Raw genomic sequence first — 19878 nt, 5'->3', positions numbered from 1 at the left:
AAATACGGACGTTCAAAACATCTGCAACGTCGTCGCATGCTGAAACAACCGGGTGAACCCCGTGAAAATCACGGGGTATGACTGTCATGGGGGTTTGCTATTACGAGATACTGCTGGCTAGCGTAATGTACTAATGGGAAGAACGTCATAACACTTGGCTGTGATAATGCTTGGCTTCGGGTTAATCCACGACTGACCCGCCCTCTTCCAGTGGCGCATCCGGTTGAGCAGGCAGCACGATATAAACCCCTTCGAACAACGCCCCTTTATTGTCATCACCGAAAAGTTCAACATTGAGCTGCACACGCGCCTTGCGACCGCGCGCAAGGCGATCCAGATCGCCACTCAGCGACCCTAAATCAGCAATAGCGTTCGGTCGGCCACTTACTGGCGCACTGTAACGAATGTGCGCATCCGCCAGAATGATCGTTCCACCGAGGTGTCGTTCACGCAGCAACAGCCAGATTAATCCCCACCCGGTGAGCGTAGCGAGAGAAAACATGCTGCCAGCAAAAAGCGTGTGATGCGGGTTCTGGTTGCCTGTTTCAGGCATGGTGGTAATAAATTGCTTTCCGGTGTACTGGCTTATCCGCACACCCATTTTTTCACTCAGGGGAATGTGCTCATACCACGCCTGCTGCAACTGTCCGCACCAGTCAGGACGATGCAAAATGTCATCCAGTGTCGCCACCGGTTTAATCATCAGGAAGTGCCGCACGGGTGTGGTTTGTGGCGCAGTGATCTCTCCCTGATTAACAAAGCCCAGTTTGGAGAAGAAATCCATTGCGTCTTCTCGGGCGCTACAGACCACGCGCTTGACGCTTTCCTGACGCGCGACTGACTCCAGAGTAATCGCAAGCAGCGTACCTAACCCTTTCCCTCGGACGTCGGGGTGAACAGCTAAAAAACGGATTGCCGCTTCATTATCCGCATTGATAGAAAGACGCCCAATCGCAACCAGCCTTCCCTGTTCATCCACCACAGTTTGGTGATGTGCCAGAGCATCATAGGCATCACGCTCGGAGCCCAGCGGCTGGCGTAGAGGTTTACGCAGCATTTCCCAGCGAAATTGATAGTACGCATCCAGTTCTTCCGCGCTTTCAGGTACTCTCAAATGATACATAACGCTTCCTCTATACCGAGATGCCTCATTGCATCAGGGTTCATGAAATCAGACTGTTGAAGCAAATTTATACGCGAAACGGCAACGGTAATAGCACGTTACAACACCATGACATCGCAGCGCTATGACGTTACAGCCCTATGTCTGTAGCCAGAACGTCACCGGGCCGTCATTCACCAATGCCACTTTCATATCCGCCGCAAACTGCCCCGTTTCCGTGTGAACGCCTTGCTCACGGCACTGTCCGACAAAATATTGGTAGAGGCGATCGGCCTCTGAGGGATGCGCACCGCGAGAAAACCCTGGGCGCATGCCACGCTGCGTATCAGCCACCAGCGTAAACTGCGAAACCACCAGCACATTGCCGCCAGCCTGGCGAACATTGAGATTCATTTTCCCGTCATCGTCACCGAATATGCGGTAACCCAATACGCGTTCGCAGAGTCGCGTGGCTTTTTGTTCGTCATCGCCTTGCTCAACGCCCAGCAAGATCAGTAAACCTTTATCGATTTCCCCAACCACACTACCTTCTACCGTAACGCTGGCGCTGGAGACTCGCTGAATTAGCGCAATCATAAAACCCAACTACTCCTGATGTTATCATTCCCAATAGGGGCTGTGTCCGCCCCTGCGATATAAATCATGCTTTGGTCATCGTCGCCTGCATGGCGAAAAAATCCGGCACCACCTGACGATCGGTCACCAGAATGCTGTGAATACCCAGACTTTGTGCAGCATCGACATTCGCGGCATTATCGTCAAGAAAGACGGCTTGCGCAGGAGGAACGCCTTCCTCTGTCAGGACATATTGATAAATCGCCAATTCCGGCTTACGTAATCCAATATCTTGCGACAGATAGATCCTGTCGGCTGCCGTCGCCACTTCTGGGAATAGCGCAGGCCAGTGTGAACAGTGGAGGCGATTGGTATTCGACAGAATCACCACACGATGCCCTTCCTGACGCAGACGCTGCATGATGTCGATAACTTCGGGACGCAACGCGACAAAAATAGCCTGCCAGCCAGCGGTGAATTGTTCGAAGCTCAGGGCGATGCCCATTTCCTGGCACAGTCTGGTGGCAAACTCCTCGTCGCTGATCTCACCCCGCTCATGCTGTTCAAACGCTTCGCCCATGACAAAACGCTCTTGCAACGTTGCGAGCGGCGCGCTGCTCAGATTACTCCAGACACCCAATACTCTATTGAAATCAATATCTATGACGACATTACCTAAATCAAAGATATACAGCATGGCAGTGACCTCCTGACGTAATCGTAGGATTTTCACTGTAGCGGGAAATGAAGAAACTGAACAGGGAGGAAATCTAAAGGAAAGGTTAAAGTGGAAGAAAGCGCATAAAATTCAGGGCACCCGAAGGTGCCCTGTTGCGTAACAAGACAAATCCGTCTGAAATTAGACGTCTTTGCTGCCGCGGCTGGCGCGTTTACGATCGTTTTCGGTCAGGTGACGCTTACGAATACGGATAGACTGCGGCGTAACTTCAACCAGTTCGTCGTCATCGATGAACTCCAGCGCTTGTTCCAGAGACATTTTGATCGCCGGAACCAGCGTAGTTGCTTCATCGGTACCCGATGCACGCATGTTGGTCAGTTTCTTACCGGTCAGACAGTTTACTGTCAGATCGTTAGAACGTGAGTGAATACCGATGATCTGGCCTTCATACACTTCTGCGCCGTGTCCGAGGAACAGCTTACCGCGATCTTGCAGGCTGAACAGTGCAAACGCGACGGCTTTACCCTGACCGTTAGAGATCAGTACGCCGTTCTGACGCTGGCCGATTTCACCTGGACGCACGTCATCGTAGTGGCTGAACGTGGAGTACAGCAGACCAGTACCAGACGTCATGGTCATGAATTCGGTACGGAAACCGATCAGACCGCGAGCTGGGATCAGGTAATCCAGACGGATACGACCTTTGCCATCTGGGATCATGTCTTTCACATCACCTTTACGTTCACCCATGGCTTGCATGACAGAACCCTGGTGCTGTTCTTCGATGTCCAGCGTCACGTTTTCAAACGGCTCTTGGTTACGACCGTCGATAACGCGGTTGATAACTTTCGGACGTGATACGGCCAGTTCAAAACCTTCACGACGCATGTTTTCGATCAGAACTGACAGGTGCAATTCACCACGGCCAGAAACGCGGAACGCATCAGCGTCTTCGGTTTCGTCAACGCGCAGGGCAACGTTGTGCACCAGCTCTTTGTTCAGACGCTCCAGAATCTGGCGCGACGTGACATACTTACCTTCTTTACCGCAGAATGGTGAAGTATTGACGTTGAAGAACATGGTAACGGTAGGTTCATCGACGCTCAGTGCTGGCAGCGCTTCGACATTCTGCGGATCGCAGATGGTGTCGGAAATGTTCAGCTCGCCCAGACCAGTGATCGCGATGATATCGCCCGCTTCCGCTTCAGTCGCGTCGATACGCTCCAGACCCAGGTGAGTCAGAACTTTACCGACTTTACCGTTACGGGTTTTGCCTTCGCTATCAACAATAGTGACTTGTTGGTTAGGCTTAACTTTACCGCGCTTGATACGGCCGATACCGATAACGCCAACATAGTTGTTGTAGTCCAGCTGAGAGATCTGCATCTGGAACGGCGCATCCATCTCAACCTGAGGCGGAGAAACGTGATCGACAATCGCCTGATACAGCGGAGTCATATCTTCCGCCATGTCGGTATGGTCAAGACCCGCGATACCATTCAGCGCAGAAGCATAAATGATCGGGAAATCCAGCTGCTCGTCAGTCGCATCCAGGTTCACGAACAGGTCGAATACCTGATCGACAACCCAGTCAGGACGCGCACCAGGACGGTCAACTTTGTTGATAACCACAATTGGCTTCAGACCGTTGGCAAATGCTTTTTTGGTCACGAAACGCGTTTGCGGCATCGGGCCATCCATCGCATCAACAACCAGCAGTACCGAGTCAACCATCGACATTACACGCTCAACCTCGCCGCCGAAGTCGGCGTGTCCCGGGGTATCTACGATGTTAATACGGTAGTCTTTCCAATTAATGGCGGTATTTTTTGCGAGGATGGTAATTCCACGCTCTTTCTCCAAATCGTTGGAGTCCATTACACGCTCGGTTGCTTCGACACGTTCACCGAACGTTCCGGATTGTTGCAACAGCTTGTCAACCAGGGTGGTTTTCCCATGGTCAACGTGCGCAATAATGGCGATGTTACGCAAATTTTCGATCACAGCTTTGCCTCAGGCATTTAGAAATAGCGCGCTATTGTACACGTATTAATCGAGGGACTAAACAAGATCACAAGCATCTATGATAAACAACCTAGAGCTGCCTGCTTTGTGATCCCTTTCACGGTGCAAAAGCGCTACAAGCGAACATGAATGCACTAAATAAGTGCAATAATTCACATATGGAGCACCATTTTGGTGCTTTAGACTATAATGGTGCAGTGGATTTCCGTGAGAAAGCCCCAAGGAGCAACACATTGCACACATTTAAAAAGTTGGCACACTTTTAGCTTTAGTCTACTCACGGCAACAACATCAATCCACAACGATATTCGTTCCACGACGATAAATGACCAATCGGGAGAACCAAGTATGTCCGCAGAACATGTTTTGACGATGCTGAATGAGCACGAAGTGAAGTTTGTTGATTTACGCTTCACTGATACTAAAGGTAAAGAGCAGCACGTCACCATTCCGGCTCATCAAGTCAATGCCGACTTCTTCGAAGAAGGTAAAATGTTTGATGGTTCTTCGATTGGCGGCTGGAAAGGTATTAACGAGTCAGACATGGTTCTGATGCCCGATGCCAGCACGGCGATGATCGATCCGTTCTTCGAAGATTCTACACTGATCATTCGTTGTGACATCCTTGAGCCAGGCACGATGCAAGGCTATGACCGCGACCCGCGTTCTATCGCGAAACGTGCGGAAGATTTCCTGCGTTCTTCCGGCATTGCCGATACCGTACTGTTCGGGCCAGAGCCAGAATTCTTCCTGTTCGATGACATCCGTTTCGGCAGCAGCACGTCCGGTTCTCACGTTGCTATCGACGACATCGAAGCTTACTGGAACTCCGGTAAAGCATACGAAGGCGGTAACAAAGGTCACCGTCCAGGTCTGAAAGGCGGCTACTTCCCAGTTCCACCAGTCGATTCATCACAGGACATCCGTTCTGCTATGTGTCTGACCATGGAGCAAATGGGTCTGGTTGTTGAAGCTCACCACCACGAAGTGGCTACCGCTGGTCAGAACGAAGTGGCTACCCGCTTCAACACCATGACCAAAAAAGCTGACGAAATTCAGATCTACAAATATGTCGTGCATAACGTGGCTCACGCCTACGGTAAAACCGCGACCTTCATGCCAAAACCCATGTTCGGTGATAACGGTTCAGGTATGCACTGCCACATGTCTCTGTCTAAAGACGGCACTAACCTGTTCGCTGGCGACAAATACGGCGGCCTGTCTGAATTGGCGCTGTTCTACATCGGCGGTGTTATCAAGCACGCTAAAGCCATCAATGCCCTGGCGAACCCGACCACCAACTCATACAAGCGTCTGGTTCCTGGCTACGAAGCACCTGTTATGCTGGCTTACTCTGCCCGTAACCGTTCTGCTTCAATCCGTATCCCAGTGGTTGCTAGCCCGAAAGCACGTCGTATCGAAGCACGCTTCCCGGATCCAGCAGCTAACCCATACCTGTGCTTCGCTGCACTGCTGATGGCTGGCCTCGACGGCATCATCAACAAAATCCACCCTGGCGATGCGATGGACAAAAATCTGTACGACCTGCCGCCAGAAGAAGAAGCAGAGATTCCAAAAGTTGCAGGTTCTCTGGATGAGGCCCTGGCTGCACTGAACGAAGACCGCGAGTTCCTGACTCGTGGTGGCGTGTTCACCGACGACGCTATCGACGCGTACATCGAACTGCGTAAGCCTGAGATTGACCGCGTTCGTATGACGCCGCACCCAGTTGAGTTCGAACTGTACTACAGCGTCTAATAACTAAGCGTCTAATTTCTACCTCGGCGTGGTTGGGTGTGCTGATGCCCGACCATGACCGGTAAACAACAGAATACTAAGAAGTTTTTTTGTGATGGGCTATCCATGCCCATCACCCCTGTAGGGGCCGTCGCAGAGCGACGTCAAAAATTTTTCCTGAAAATTTTTTGTTGCCGTGGAAACGCTTCAGCCCATCTTCGGATGGGCTTTTTTCACCACCGGCATTGGCCGTTGCGACGTAACATCCATCATCCACACTACAATGCACCACGACGGTGCGGGAGTCTGCGTTATGGCAACAGGCACGCTGCCCGATGCTGGGCAGATCCTAAATTCCCTGATAAACAGCATCTTATTGCTGGATAACGATCTGGCGATTCACTATTCCAACCCGGCAGCACAGCAATTACTGGCACAAAGTTCGCGTAAATTATCCGGCACGCCGCTGCCCGATTTGCTGGGATACTTTTCTCTGAATATCGATTTACTGCGTGAAAGTCTGGATTCAGGACAAGGTTTTACGGATAACGAAGTCACCATCGTCGTAGATGGCAAAGCGCACATCATGTCGCTCACCGCTCAGCGGGTACAAAACGATTTTATCCTACTGGAAATGGCGCCGATGGATAACCAGCGCCGTCTCAGTCAGGAACAGCTTCAACATGCGCAGCAGCAGGCCGCACGTGATTTGGTCCGAGGCCTGGCGCATGAGATAAAAAATCCGCTTGGCGGATTGCGCGGTGCCGCACAGTTGCTTGCCAAAGCATTGCCCGATCCGGCGTTGACGGAATACACCAAGGTCATTATCGAACAGGCGGATCGCCTGCGTAATCTGGTTGATCGCCTGCTCGGGCCACAGCAGCCCGGCCTGCACGTCACCCAAAGCATCCATCAGGTTGCTGAACGCGTTTGCCAGCTTGTCTCTCTGGAAAAGCCCGATAACGTGACGCTGGTGAAAGACTATGACCCCAGCCTGCCGGAACTGACGCACGACCCCGATCAGATTGAACAGGTACTGCTGAATATTACCCGCAATGCGCTACAGGCGCTGGGCGAGGAAGGCGGGACGATTACGATACGTACCCGCACGGCTTTTCAGCTCACGCTACACGGTGTGCGCTATCGTCTCGCCGCTCGTATTGACGTGGAAGATGACGGCCCCGGCGTACCCGCTCAACTACAGGACACACTGTTTTACCCGATGGTGAGCGGACGCGAAGGAGGCACCGGTTTAGGGCTTTCCATCGCCCGCAGTCTTATCGACCAGCACTCCGGTAAAATTGAATTTAACAGTTGGCCAGGACACACCGAATTCTCGGTTTATCTGCCTATTCGCCAGTGAGGTTACAATGCAACGAGGGATAGTCTGGATTGTCGATGACGATAGCTCCATCCGTTGGGTGCTTGAGCGCGCGCTTGCTGGTGCGGGTTTAACCTGTGCAACGTTTGAGAACGGAAATCAGGTACTGCATGCGCTGGCGACACAAACGCCCGACGTTCTGCTGTCCGACATCCGTATGCCAGGGATGGATGGATTAGCGCTCTTACAGCAAATCAAACAGCGCCACCCGATGCTCCCGGTCATCATTATGACGGCACATTCCGATTTGGATGCCGCCGTTAGCGCTTATCAACAGGGTGCGTTCGACTATTTGCCGAAGCCATTCGATATTGATGAAGCCGTTGCGCTGGTTGAGCGCGCGATCAGCCATTATCTGGAACAGCAGCAGCCGGTACGTAACCAACCGATCAACGGTCCGACAACGGACATTATCGGCGAAGCCCCCGCGATGCAGGATGTCTTCCGCATCATCGGCCGCCTGTCTCGCTCGTCGATCAGCGTGCTGATTAATGGCGAATCAGGGACGGGTAAAGAGCTGGTAGCGCACGCTCTGCATCGCCACAGTCCGCGAACTAAAGCCCCTTTTATCGCGCTGAATATGGCTGCCATTCCCAAGGATCTGATCGAATCAGAACTGTTCGGCCATGAAAAAGGCGCGTTTACGGGGGCAAACCAGATTCGTCAGGGCCGCTTTGAGCAAGCCGATGGCGGTACGCTGTTTCTGGATGAAATCGGCGATATGCCGCTAGACGTACAAACACGTCTATTGCGCGTATTGGCAGACGGGCAGTTTTATCGCGTTGGTGGCTATGCCGCAGTGAAAGTGGATGTCCGCATCATCGCGGCAACGCACCAAAATCTTGAACAACGCGTGCAGGAAGGCAAGTTCCGTGAGGATCTGTTCCACCGCCTGAATGTGATCCGCGTTCATCTGCCGCCGCTGCGCGAACGTCGGGAAGATATCCCCCGCCTGGCGCGTTATTTCTTGCAGGCTACGGCCAAAGAGCTGGGCGTTGAACCGAAGAATCTGCATCCAGAAGCGGAAACCGCGCTAACTCGTTTACCGTGGCCTGGCAACGTGCGCCAATTGGAAAACACCTGTCGCTGGTTGACCGTGATGGCCGCAGGTCAGGAAGTACTCATTCAGGATCTGCCTCCTGAACTGTTCGAGACCACCGCACCGGATTCCACCGTGCATATTCTGCCGGACAGTTGGGCCACGCTGTTGGCACAATGGGCCGATCGCGCGCTGCGTTCCGGTCATCAAAATCTGCTAGCGGAAGCACAGCCGGAAATGGAAAGAACGCTGCTTACGACAGCATTACGGCATACGCAGGGGCATAAACAGGAAGCAGCAAGATTGCTGGGATGGGGCAGAAATACCCTGACGCGTAAATTAAAAGAGCTGGGAATGGAGTAGCAAGATTGCTTTTTTATTGCTCAATTGTTAACAAACAAATTGGTGATAAAAAATACAATCTGGCGCACGAAATTGTCATTAATTTGTACTTTACTTGCCTCGGGTCAGCAGTATGATCGTGTCGCTGATTCGGGAGGAACACCATGCTGGACTCATTAATTTCCGCTGCTACACACGGCGCTGAAATTGGCTCTGCGGCAAGCCATTCGCCGCAGGCTGCTATTGCCGCCGTTTTGTGTGCCGCACTGATTAACTTCTTTAGTTAATCCAATATACCCTAAATAATTCGAGTTTCAGGAAGGCGGCAAGAGAAGGAATCCCGATGAGCTTACTCAGGTAAGTGATTCGGGTGAGTGAACGCAGCCAACACACCTGCAACTTGAAGTATGACGGGTATAAAACGTTTGAGAACAGCCAGTCGGTACTAACATCGACTGGCTGTTTTTTTATTTACGTTTTTCAGCGTCCGCATAGGCCGGCATGTCAGCCACTTTCAGGTCAGGATGCATCGCTTCAATCTCTTTAATCAGCTTATCGAATACGTCCACAATGCCATTCCCAACAACTCCACGAAATTTCTTGTGCTCGTCTTCAGGCACTTTCCCCTGTAATGTTTTTACCTCGTTGTACATGAGGTTCACGAGGTTAAGTGCCTTATCCCGATATTCTCTGGCAATCTCTTTATCTGAAAACATGGGCTCTCCTTGTCATTAAAGTCTTTTCTCCTCTCAGGGTAGCCACCTTCTCCGAGCAGTTAAATCACGCGGGAAAATTGCTGTGTTCTGAGCTTGTTACGTAGATAGACATCAAAGCACATACAGATATTGCGAATCAGCAAACGCCCTTTCGGCGTCACCACCAGCCCGTCTTCCTGACTATCAACCAACCCATCGGCCACCAGCGGAGCCAGCAGCGCTAAATCCTGCTCAAAGTAGGTTTTAAAATCGATAGCATATTCCGCTTCAATGGGTGCATAGCTAAGCTGGAAATTACAAATGAGCGTCTTAATCACATCGCGGCGGAGACAGTCATCACGCGTCAGCTGTAACCCACGCCACAAACCATTTCCTTTATCTTTGACCTGCGCATAATACTGCTTCAGCTCTTTCTGGTTCTGAGCATAGCTATCACCGATCATACTAATCGCCGAAACGCCCATACCGAGAAGATCGCTATCGCCCTGCGTCGTATAGCCCTGGAAATTGCGATGCAGCTTCCCTTCGCGCTGCGCCACCGCCAGCTCATCATCTGGACGAGCAAAGTGATCCATACCGATAAACTGATAGCCCGATTCCGTCAGCGACCCAATCGTCTGTTGCAGAATATCCAGCTTTTGCTCCGCGCTCGGTAAATCCGCTTCTTTAATCTTACGCTGCGCGGCGAACAGGCTGGGTAAATGCGCATAGTTAAAGACGCTAAGCCGGTGCGGGTTTAATTCCGCAACGCGCTGTAGCGTAAAAGCGAAGCTTTCCGGCGTTTGTTTCGGCAGGCCGTAAATCAAATCGATATTGGTTGAGGTGAAGCCAAGCGCCTTTGCCCGCTCAATAAGGGCAAAAATAAAGTCTTCATCCTGCTCGCGATTGACCAGCTTCTGAACGTCTTTATTAAAATCCTGCACGCCCATACTCAGGCGGTTAAACCCTTCGGCACGCAGATGATCGAGGACGTCCAGCTCAATTTCTCGCGGATCAACTTCAAGCGATAGCTCAGCCTGATCGGAAAAAGAGAACAGCTCACGCAGCAGCGACATCAGTCGGCTGATTTGTACTTTATTCAGGTAGGTTGGTGTACCGCCGCCCCAATGCAATTGCGTCACTGTTCGTCCGACGAATAGCGGCGCACGCTGGCGAATTTCCAGCTCCAACACATCAAGGTATTCATCCGCTTTATGCTGCTGACGCGTAACCAGCTTATTACAGCCGCAGAAATAGCACAGCCGATGGCAAAAAGGGATGTGGATATACAACGACAGCGGTCGCTGCGGATAACGGGCGATGGCCTGCTGAAACGCCGGCTCATCGTAAGCTTCACTGAATTCTAACGCTGTGGGATAAGACGTATAACGCGGCCCAGAATAGTTATATTTTTGAATCAGGGCCAGATCCCAGTCAACGGACGGTATCGACATATTCGCTCACTCCTTCCAGTTTTTACTCGGTGGGTTATCCTTCCCCTCCTTCAGATCACCAAAAAATGGCGTTCAAAAACGCTCCCGGCGTTTTGCTACTCGTCTCATCCCTGAGACTCGCCCTAAAGGGCCGTCACGCTGTGACGTTCAAAAACGCTCCCGGCGTTTTTGTCTTGGGCGTCGCACCTGATTCATGCGCCCGTTAAACAGGGCGCGATGCAACCGATGCTTACGCTTCGACAATAGCCATAGTTTACTGAACAGACAGAGCAGATAAAACGCAACCAGCAATATCAGGAACAGAAACAGCCATTTCATTGATTAGAACGTGTCTTTCGGGTTATTACGCTTCAAAAGCTGCAACATATCTTCCTGCTGCTCTTCTTCGTCATCATCACCCAGCTCGATTCCAAGCTCTTCCATCAGGATATCGATACGATCCAGCGTTTCATCAACCCATGACTGATCTTTGGCACTCAGCGTCTCGCCGCTATCCAGACGATCCAACAAGGCATCCAGACGCGCATCGTTTTCTAACATTTCCAGCTCTTCTTCCGGTGACATTGTCGGCTTGGCAACAACGGCTTTCTCCACAGGCTCAGAAGGCTTCAACTTAGGTTTCGGTTTAGACACAGCGCTGTCTAACACGCCAAGCTGTACAGGCTTTTTGCTGCCAATACGCGGATCGGCGACTTTACGCTGACCAGAACGCTGATCGGTAGACGCTTTTTCCTGAGTTCGGCTACCCGACGCGTTGCCACGATGCTTTTTATCTTTTTTCCGCTCACGCGCTTCGCGCTCTAATTCTTCGCGGGTCTTTCTTTTTACTTTGGGTTTCCCTGCCTTATCGGCAGCCCCTTTGACAGGTCGGTTCATAATATTGTTCTCAGGTACACAGATATAAGGGAAGTGCGGCGGAATCTAGCAGAAAGCCCGATAATAAAAAAGCGTCCACATCAGACAGCTGGGCTTTTCTTTTCGCATCAGTCTGCTGCATTTCGAGACAGATAAAACCGCCTTTATTGTCAGTTACAGGTATAATCCCCAACCAGACAGAGATCCAGATAGAGATAACCATCGTGACCCAGCAATATAACTACCACATGACGCGTTTTATCATCAGCGCCCCGGATATTCGCCATCTGGCAACAGATAGCGGTATTGAAGTGGCCTTTGCTGGGCGCTCTAATGCCGGAAAATCCAGCGCGCTTAACACGCTGACCAACCAGAAAAATCTGGCACGAACCAGTAAAACGCCGGGCCGTACTCAGTTGATTAACCTGTTCCAGGTGGTAGACGGCGTGCGTTTGGTCGACCTTCCCGGCTATGGTTATGCCGAAGTGCCGGAGCAAATGAAGATCAAATGGCAACGTGCGCTCGGTGAATACCTGCAAAAGCGTAACAGCCTTAAGGGGCTGGTTGTACTGATGGATATTCGCCATCCGCTGAAAGATCTCGATCAGCAAATGATTCAGTGGGCTGTTGATGTCCAGCTTCCAGTCTTAGTGCTGCTGACCAAAGCCGATAAGTTGGCTTCAGGCGCACGTAAGACACAGTTGAACATGGTTCGCGAGGCTGTCTTGCCATTTATGGGTGATATTCAGGTCGAAGCATTTTCGTCACTGAAAAAGCTCGGTGTCGATAAACTACGACAGAAACTGGATAACTGGTTCAGCACGCTGGAACACGCTGAAGAAGAACAAGAAGCAGAGTAATCCTTTCGCGTGGTGCAGAGTATCATCACTCGCATCACGCCCCCACTTTCCCGCAACGATCGCCCACCCGAGATGTTCTTTTCACACGCAAAACCGTGCTAACCCGCAGCAGCCTATCAGGCAGTTACTGGCGTTGTGAGGGCAAAAAATCCTGGATAAAGCCCATAAAAAACGCCCCGCTCAAAACTGAGCGGGGCGGCTAATATTCAGCCAAATCCGATTACGTGAAGTAAAAGGTCTGAAAGATAGAACATCTTACCTCTGTACCCTACGTCTTTAACTCTACCCTATTTTTTCACGGGAACAAAGGCTTTTTTGTTGTTTACTTTCATAGAAAATGGTTATCGATTACACAAAGTTAAACCAGGTCACACAATACTGTTATTTAATTACAGAAATAGCGCAAGAATCGGCCATTAATGTGCTTCATCCCAGTTAATGCCCGTACCGATGTCTACCTGTAATGGAACATTCAATTGCATACAACCTTCCATTAATACTTTGATTTTACTAATAGATTCTTCAATAACCGAATCATGAATCTCGAAAACCAATTCATCGTGAACCTGCATGATCATCTTCACCTTCGGCGTGTCTTTCTGTAGCCAATCGTCAATCGCGATCATCGCTTTCTTAATAATATCAGCAGCGGTGCCCTGCATTGGGGCGTTAATTGCCGCACGTTCTGCTCCTTTACGCGCCATCGCATTACGAGAATGGATATCAGGCAGATAGAGACGGCGACCGTCAAGCGTGGACACATAGCCATGTTCCGCGGCCTGTTGGCGTGTACGCTCCATGTAATCCTGCACACCGGGATAACGCTCAAAATACAGGTTCATGTATTTCTGCGATTCGCTACGGGGAATATTCAACTGACGCGACAAGCCAAACGCGCTCATGCCGTAGATCAGACCGAAGTTGATCGCTTTCGCACTACGACGCTGTTCCGATGTCACCTTATCGAGTGCAATGCCAAACACTTCTGACGCCGTTGCCCGGTGGATATCCAACCCGTTCGCAAACGCGTTCAACAGCCCTTTATCACCCGATAAGTGTGCCATGATACGCAGTTCGATCTGCGAGTAGTCCGCCGCAACAATGCTGTAGCCCTTAGGCGCAATGAACGCCTGACGAATACGGCGTCCTTCGTCATTACGCACCGGGATGTTTTGCAGGTTCGGATCGCTGGAAGACAAACGCCCGGTCGCAGTAACCGCCTGATGATAAGACGTATGCACACGCTTCGTCGCCGGATTGATCATCAGCGGCAGCTTATCGGTGTAAGTAGATTTCAGCTTGGCCAAACCACGATATTCCAGGATCAGCTTCGGCAGAGGGTAATCCAGCGCCAGTTCAGCCAACACTTCTTCATTGGTTGACGGCGCGCCTTTTGGCGTTTTCTTCAGAATCGGCAGCTTTTGCTTTTCATACAGAATGCCCTGTAGCTGCTTGGTCGATGAGAGATTGAACTCTTCACCCGCCAGCTCATACGCTTGTGTTTCCAGCTCCGCCAAACGAATTGTGAGCTCTTTTGAGTGTTCTGCCAGAATAGCGGGATCGATCAGCACGCCCGTACGCTCGATGCGGGATAAAACCGGTACCAGCGGCATATCAATAGTCTGGAAAACCTGGCACAGATCGGTATGCGGCTGGAGTTTCCCCCAGAGCTTCTGGTGCAGATGCAGCGTAACGTCCGCATCCTCGGCCGCATAAGGCCCAGCCTGTTCCAGTGCAATCTGATTAAACGTCAGCTGATTTTTTCCCTTACCCGCGATCTCTTCAAAAGTAATGGTTTTGTGGCTCAGATAGCGTTCGGCCAGGCTATCCATATCGTGGCGGCCCGCCACGCTGTCGAGCACATAAGATTCCAGCATGGTATCAAACGCGATGCCGCGTAAATCGATGTCATACCGCTGCATCACGCCTTTATCAAATTTGAGATTCTGACCAATCTTAAACAGCTTCTCATCTTCCAGCAGCGGTTTGAACAAGGCCAACACCTTGGTACGATCCAACTGTTCTGGCGCATCCAGATAGTCATGCGCCAGCGGCAAATAAGCCGCTTCACCTGGCTTAATCGCAAATGACAGACCAATCAGATTGGCGGTGAGCGTATCCAGCCCGTCGGTTTCCGTATCAAAAGCGAAAACCTCAGCCTGTTTTAAACGTTCAACCCAATCGAGCAGCGTTTTCTCATCAAGAATCGTGACATAACCGTCGGCAGAAAGCGTGGGCGCGTTATCTTCTTCAACAACTTGCTCAACCACCGCGTTACTCACCGCCTGAACTGGCTGGCTGCTTTTTTTACCTTGCATCCAAGTGCCTGATTCAACATCTGATAACCAGCGTTTAAATTCATAACGGGAAAAAAGACGATGTAGCTCATCCACATCCAGCTCGTTAACGGTGAGCTGATCGCAACTGAGCTCCAGCTCGACATCCGTTTTAATGGTGGCCAGCTGATAAGAGAGGTAGGCCACTTCTTTGTGCTGTTCCAGCTTCGGCGCCATGGTTTTCGCACCACGGAAGGAAAGCCCGGCAATTTTATCAAGATTGGCATACAGCGAGTCCAGCCCACCGAGCCCTTGCAATAGTGCCTGAGCCGTTTTTTCACCCACGCCAGGTACACCAGGAATGTTATCCGATGCATCGCCCATCAGCGCGAGGAAATCGATAATCAGCTCAGGAGGGATACCGTACTTATCACACACTTCCTGTGGGCCAAGAATCGAGTTATTCATGGTATTGATGAGCGTCACACTCGGCGTCACCAGCTGCGCCATATCTTTATCGCCAGTACTAATCAGCACCGACTTACCCGCTTTTTCCGCCTGAACGGCGAGCGTACCAATCACATCGTCCGCTTCTACGCCGGATACCGCCAGAAGCGGCAGCCCCATCGCTTTCACCATCTTATGCAGAGGCTCTATTTGCTCGCGTAGATCCTCCGGCATCGGTGGGCGGTGAGCCTTATAATTTTCGAACAGTTCATCGCGAAACGTTTTCCCTTTCGCATCAAAAACGACGGCAACGTGGCTGGGCTGATATTGCAACAGCAAACTGCGTAGCATATTCAGTACGCCATACATTGCACCGGTGGCTTCTCCCGCGCTGTTTGTTAACGGTGGGAAAGCGTGATAAGCACGATACAAATAGGATGAACCGTCTACCAGTATTAAAGGATTTTCTGCAATCTGAGCCATAGCCTGCCATGATCGTTGTGGTCTGTCATAGCGCTAAGCATGCCATAGGTCAGGGAAAGAGACGATCCTTAACGTGAGATATTGGCTGATTTTGCATGGATCCTCGCAAGATTTTCCTGTGGATAACTTTGTGAATAGTTTTATCCGCTTAATTGCTAATTTCCCATATTATCTTAAGTTATTTTTTTATACCCATTAATTTCATGAAGTTATAATATAGTCTGATTATTTTTAAGGCGTAATAAACCGTCATCCAATTTGTGGATATAAACAAAAAGATAAATAGATATTGCGAGCTGATGAGATATAAAAGATAAGAAGATGAATCGTGGGAAGGTATAAGGTCATGCGGTTTTACCCGCATGACTTATTAAATAATTACTTCTTGGTAATGAGGAACTTCACCACGTCAGCGTACTGTTTTACATACCCATCCATTGAACTGGTATCAAGACCATCATTCTTGATCATATATTTACCGTTAACGAACATGGCTGGAACGCCGCGTAATTGTAAATCGGCAGCCGCTTTTTCCTGCTGGGCAACCAGAGATTTCACAACAAAGCTATTCAGAGCACCATCAAATTCTTCCGCACTCACTCCAGCTTTCACAAAGACTTCGCGAATATCTTCCGGTTTTTGTACAGTCTGTGTTTTCTGAACCGCATCAAACATCAGCGGGGTAATTTTATCTTCGACGCCCAGCGCCATAGCGACAGCCCATGCCTGCGTCAGGTTTTTACCCAATGGGCCCAAGAAGTCCACGTGATAACGTGTCATCTTCGTACCCTCTGGCAACGCTTTTTTTACTGCATCTGGAACGTGGTAAACCTGTTCAAATTGATAGCAGTGCGGGCAATAGAATGAGAAGAACTCTAGAACCTGAGGCTCTTGGGTTGCAGGTTTATCTAATTCTACATATTGCTTGCCGTCGGAAAACTCTGCAGCAGAAGCACTAAATGCCAGAACAACGCCAATCAGCGCAAACCATAATTTTTTCATAAATTTCACTCTCTCCATTTAATTTCAGTACATTGGCATTAGCTGTAGAGGAGGTTCCTGCAACAGCTGAGTTTGCCCAATAAATATTGCCGTTTGCTTCAACCAGAAATCAGCATCCGTCATCCAGGGGAAATTTTTCGGAAAAGCAGGGTCTTCCCAGCGACGGGCAACCCAGGCCAGATAATAAACCTGCCGCATCGCACGAAGAGGCTCAATCAGCGCGAGCTCTTTCTCCTGAAATTCCGCAAATTCGCTATAGGCTTCTAACAAGATATCCAGTTGAATACGTTGTTCACGACGGTCGCCATGCAACAGCATCCATAAATCCTGTATTGCCGGACCATTGCGGGCATCATCCAAATCCACAAATAGCGGGCCATCACGCCACAAAATATTGCCTGGATGACAATCCCCATGCAGACGCAGTGGCCGCCAGTCGTTATGCCAATAAGTTTCAACTGTATCAATCAGTTGACGGGTCGCCTGTAAAAAATCATGTCGATGTATTTTCGGTATTAGCGGACATGTCTCCAACAGCCGATAAGGTTCATGCAGATATTCATTTACCCCAATCGTCGGACGCTCGGTGAATAACGATTTCTGTCCCGTCTGGTGAATCCGGCCGAGAAAACGACCGACCCACTCTAGCTGGTCTTCATTATCCATTTCATACTGCCGCCCGCCCACGCTGGGGAATACGGCAAACTGAAATCCTTCGTAGACATTCAGCGTTTGCCCATTAAGCAAGATGGGAGCAACAATAGGAACTTCATCTTGTGCCAATTGCTGGGCAAAAATATGCTCTTCCTGAATCTGCGCAGTGCTCCACCGTTCCGGGCGATAAAATTTCACCACGAATCGTTTACGATCTTCATCCGCAAACTGGTACACCCGATTCTCATAACTGTTTAATGCCGTTAAACCAGAATCAACGCGCAGCCCAACATCCAGCAAAGCATCCACGATCAGATCTGGGAATAGCGTCTGAAAATTAAATATCGAACTATTCATCACGGCCACAAATGGTTAGAGGCGATGTAAGAGATATGCGTGCAATAGTTAGCATCATGAACGTGTTAATCCTTTCCACTAGTCTTTAATAACTCCCCGGGCACGAAGCAAAGCTGTCTTAAAATCTTCTTCGTAGTCCTTCTTCAAACCGGGGATGACTTGTTCTTTATCTGCATCACGCATTTTTAGATGGTAAATAAGGATATCATCAGTCAGTTCATTTAACTGCCCCTCGAACCCCGCCTCCTGTGCAAGGTTTTGTAAAAATTGCACCAGATTTAAATCGGGTTCTTTTTGCCAGGCTGGGTGCAACAGTTCAATAAGCTCATTAACGCGATGACATTTCATTTTTTTCTCCTTAAAAACGATTTGTACTCAATAAATTTCAATATGCAGGAAGCGACTTGAGCGATATTGAGTATATAGCGATAAAAATAACAGCCTTGCGCACATGAGGAAAGAACTTGGTCTTCTACGAAAGTTTTCAGAGAATAACGCATGGTTTATCCCCCACAAACTTTCGATACAGAGGAAAGTGGGCATCAATAATTGGAAAGTGAAATGATTACAGGCGTTATTCTCGCAGGCGGACGGGCAACACGTATGGGCGGGCACGATAAAGGTCTGATAGCACTGAACGGTGTGCCGCTATATCTGCATGTTCTGTCTCGGCTTAAGGCACAGGTCAATGAAGTCATGATCAGCGCTAATCGCAATCAGGCCGTGTATGCACAAAGTGGCTGCCGCATTATTAGTGACGTTGATACAAGCTTTCCAGGCCCGTTGGCGGGTATTCTGAGTGGATTACATGCCTCTTCATCCGAATGGGTCGCATTCGTCCCTTGCGATGTCCCTGCTCTCCCCCTCGATCTGGTTCACCGATTGTGGGAAGCACGTGGGGAAGCCAATGCGGCTTATGCCACTGATGGAGAACAGCCACATCCCACATTACTCTTAATCAATAAAAACCTTATTGAATCACTCGAGACCTATCTGCATCTCGGAAACCGTAAGCTGATGTTATTTATGGAACAGGTTGGAGCAAACGCCGTTTCATTTAGCGATCAGCCTGAAGCTTTTCGCAATATGAATTCGCCTGAAGATTTATCCAATTGGCAGGAGCAACACCGTGAATTCTAATCGTGTCCCCTTGCTCGCTATTACTGCTTATAGCGGTACAGGTAAAACGACATTACTTAAACACGTCATCCCGCTGCTGACTCATCATGGTGTTCGAGTCGGACTTATTAAACATACACATCATCAAATGGATATTGATACGCCAGGTAAAGATAGCTATGAGCTACGTAAGGCAGGCGCAGCACAAACCATTGTTGCCAGCAGCCAAAGATGGGCGCTGATGACGGAGACCCCTGATCAGGAAGAACCAAATATTTACGATCTAGCTGGGAAAATGGATGCATCAACTCTCGATCTAGTACTGGTTGAGGGTTTTAAACACGAGAAGATCGCTAAAATAGCCTTATTTCGCCAATCATTGGATAAGGAATTAAGTGATTTGATCGATGAATATGTCATCGCGATTGCAGCGGATATTGATATAAACACCCGACTTCCGGTGCTTGATATCAATCAACCAGAACAGGTTGCTGCTTTTATCCGACAATGGCTCAAAAATAATAATCTGTAGTGCAGAATAGACAACCGTTAACACTGGAATTGGGTAATGTCTGGCAGAAAATGGGCTTCTGAACCCAAAAAACCAAACCCTCCCATGCGCTGTATCCAGCATGTTATCTGCAGGTTTTTGTAAATCCACCTAATTTTCCATAGCAAAAAGCCCCTGTCTTTCGACAGAGGCTTTCCACGTAGTTGATGCCTGGCAGTTCCCTACTCTCACATGGGGAAGCCCCACACTACCATCGGCGCTACGGCGTTTCACTTCTGAGTTCG

At 49.8% G+C, this 19878-nt stretch carries 20 protein-coding genes and 1 rRNA gene; 7 read left to right on the top strand and 14 right to left on the bottom strand.

What is annotated here, in order from left to right; all coding sequences use genetic code 11:
* Window positions 1-181: 181 nt before the first annotated feature.
* From fabY to typA, 4 genes are all read right to left on the bottom strand, one after another.
* Window positions 182-1123, bottom strand: coding sequence for a fatty acid biosynthesis protein FabY (gene fabY, locus BUB06_RS16885; RefSeq protein WP_039474366.1), 942 nt, complete (start codon window positions 1121-1123; stop codon window positions 182-184).
* A gap of 138 nt (window positions 1124-1261) precedes the next feature.
* Window positions 1262-1699, bottom strand: coding sequence for a D-aminoacyl-tRNA deacylase (gene dtd, locus BUB06_RS16880; protein ID WP_010281657.1), 438 nt, complete (start codon window positions 1697-1699; stop codon window positions 1262-1264).
* 64 nt (window positions 1700-1763) lie between these two features.
* Window positions 1764-2375: a glucose-1-phosphatase gene (gene yihX, locus BUB06_RS16875; RefSeq protein ID WP_039474364.1), complete on the bottom strand. Its 612-nt coding sequence runs from the start codon at window positions 2373-2375 to the stop codon at window positions 1764-1766.
* 162 nt (window positions 2376-2537) lie between these two features.
* Window positions 2538-4361 carry a ribosome-dependent GTPase TypA gene (typA, locus tag BUB06_RS16870; protein ID WP_010298147.1) on the bottom strand — a complete coding sequence of 608 codons (1824 nt, stop codon included), beginning with the start codon at window positions 4359-4361 and terminating at the stop codon, window positions 2538-2540.
* 369 nt (window positions 4362-4730) lie between these two features.
* On the opposite strand from typA, the gene glnA reads away from it, so the two are divergent.
* The 4 genes from glnA to BUB06_RS21995 all read left to right on the top strand — a co-directional run bounded on the left by glnA (window position 4731) and on the right by BUB06_RS21995 (window position 9168).
* Window positions 4731-6140, top strand: a complete 1410-nt coding sequence (glnA, locus tag BUB06_RS16865) for a glutamate--ammonia ligase (RefSeq protein WP_010298142.1) — start codon at window positions 4731-4733, stop codon at window positions 6138-6140.
* A gap of 292 nt (window positions 6141-6432) precedes the next feature.
* Window positions 6433-7482, top strand: coding sequence for a nitrogen regulation protein NR(II) (glnL, locus tag BUB06_RS16860; protein ID WP_010298136.1), 1050 nt, complete (start codon window positions 6433-6435; stop codon window positions 7480-7482).
* Between the two features lie 7 nt (window positions 7483-7489).
* The gene (gene glnG / locus BUB06_RS16855) at window positions 7490-8902 is read left to right on the top strand and encodes a nitrogen regulation protein NR(I) (RefSeq protein ID WP_010298133.1); all 1413 of its coding nucleotides are present in this window, start codon (window positions 7490-7492) and stop codon (window positions 8900-8902) included.
* Window positions 8903-9045: 143 nt separating this feature from the next.
* Window positions 9046-9168 carry a YshB family small membrane protein gene (locus BUB06_RS21995; protein ID WP_010298130.1) on the top strand — a complete coding sequence of 41 codons (123 nt, stop codon included), beginning with the start codon at window positions 9046-9048 and terminating at the stop codon, window positions 9166-9168.
* A 180-nt stretch (window positions 9169-9348) separates the two neighbouring features.
* Here BUB06_RS21995 and BUB06_RS16845 read toward each other — a convergent pair whose 3' ends face one another.
* The 4 genes from BUB06_RS16845 to yihI all read right to left on the bottom strand — a co-directional run bounded on the left by BUB06_RS16845 (window position 9349) and on the right by yihI (window position 11906).
* Window positions 9349-9597, bottom strand: a complete 249-nt coding sequence (locus BUB06_RS16845; protein WP_039474360.1) for a hypothetical protein — start codon at window positions 9595-9597, stop codon at window positions 9349-9351.
* Between the two features lie 59 nt (window positions 9598-9656).
* Window positions 9657-11030, bottom strand: a complete 1374-nt coding sequence (gene hemN / locus BUB06_RS16840; protein ID WP_039474357.1) for an oxygen-independent coproporphyrinogen III oxidase — start codon at window positions 11028-11030, stop codon at window positions 9657-9659.
* Window positions 11031-11177: 147 nt separating this feature from the next.
* Complete coding sequence (locus BUB06_RS22160) at window positions 11178-11348, bottom strand: hypothetical protein (protein ID WP_010298124.1); 171 nt, start codon at window positions 11346-11348, stop codon at window positions 11178-11180.
* Window positions 11349-11351: 3 nt separating this feature from the next.
* Window positions 11352-11906: a Der GTPase-activating protein YihI gene (yihI, locus tag BUB06_RS16835; RefSeq protein WP_039474355.1), complete on the bottom strand. Its 555-nt coding sequence runs from the start codon at window positions 11904-11906 to the stop codon at window positions 11352-11354.
* A gap of 203 nt (window positions 11907-12109) precedes the next feature.
* Between yihI and yihA the strand changes: the two genes are divergently transcribed.
* Window positions 12110-12745 (top strand): ribosome biogenesis GTP-binding protein YihA/YsxC, encoded by a 636-nt coding sequence (gene yihA / locus BUB06_RS16825; RefSeq protein WP_029367904.1) that lies wholly within the window; start codon window positions 12110-12112, stop codon window positions 12743-12745.
* A 206-nt stretch (window positions 12746-12951) separates the two neighbouring features.
* Here the strand turns inward: yihA and spfP are convergent, their stop codons facing one another.
* From spfP to BUB06_RS16805, 5 genes are all read right to left on the bottom strand, one after another.
* Window positions 12952-12999 (bottom strand): small protein SpfP, encoded by a 48-nt coding sequence (gene spfP, locus BUB06_RS22505; protein WP_071892919.1) that lies wholly within the window; start codon window positions 12997-12999, stop codon window positions 12952-12954.
* Window positions 13000-13161: 162 nt separating this feature from the next.
* The gene (polA, locus tag BUB06_RS16820) at window positions 13162-15951 is read right to left on the bottom strand and encodes a DNA polymerase I (RefSeq protein WP_039474353.1); all 2790 of its coding nucleotides are present in this window, start codon (window positions 15949-15951) and stop codon (window positions 13162-13164) included.
* Window positions 15952-16329: 378 nt separating this feature from the next.
* Window positions 16330-16953, bottom strand: coding sequence for a thiol:disulfide interchange protein DsbA (gene dsbA / locus BUB06_RS16815; RefSeq protein ID WP_010298113.1), 624 nt, complete (start codon window positions 16951-16953; stop codon window positions 16330-16332).
* Between the two features lie 24 nt (window positions 16954-16977).
* Window positions 16978-17964: a serine/threonine protein kinase gene (locus BUB06_RS16810; RefSeq protein ID WP_039474675.1), complete on the bottom strand. Its 987-nt coding sequence runs from the start codon at window positions 17962-17964 to the stop codon at window positions 16978-16980.
* 78 nt (window positions 17965-18042) lie between these two features.
* Entirely contained in the window at window positions 18043-18312 is a 270-nt protein-coding gene (locus BUB06_RS16805) for a YihD family protein (RefSeq protein ID WP_005968263.1), read from the bottom strand.
* Between the two features lie 213 nt (window positions 18313-18525).
* Here BUB06_RS16805 and mobA point away from each other — a divergent pair, with 213 nt between their 5' ends.
* On the top strand, window positions 18526-19104 hold the full coding sequence (mobA, locus tag BUB06_RS16800) for a molybdenum cofactor guanylyltransferase MobA (protein ID WP_039474351.1): 579 nt from the start codon (window positions 18526-18528) through the stop codon (window positions 19102-19104).
* Complete coding sequence (mobB, locus tag BUB06_RS16795) at window positions 19094-19615, top strand: molybdopterin-guanine dinucleotide biosynthesis protein MobB (RefSeq protein ID WP_039474349.1); 522 nt, start codon at window positions 19094-19096, stop codon at window positions 19613-19615. The genes mobA and mobB overlap by 11 nt, the downstream gene beginning before the upstream one ends.
* Before the next feature lie 187 nt (window positions 19616-19802).
* Here mobB and rrf read toward each other — a convergent pair.
* Window positions 19803-19878 (bottom strand): 5S ribosomal RNA (gene rrf / locus BUB06_RS22500); the annotation flags it as partial.

Source organism: Pectobacterium carotovorum (assembly GCF_900129615.1).
In the GTDB taxonomy this organism is placed as follows: Bacteria; Pseudomonadota; Gammaproteobacteria; order Enterobacterales; family Enterobacteriaceae; genus Pectobacterium; species Pectobacterium carotovorum.
Note: the sequence above shows the minus strand (reverse complement) of the source record. Positions and strands in the feature narration are given on the sequence as shown.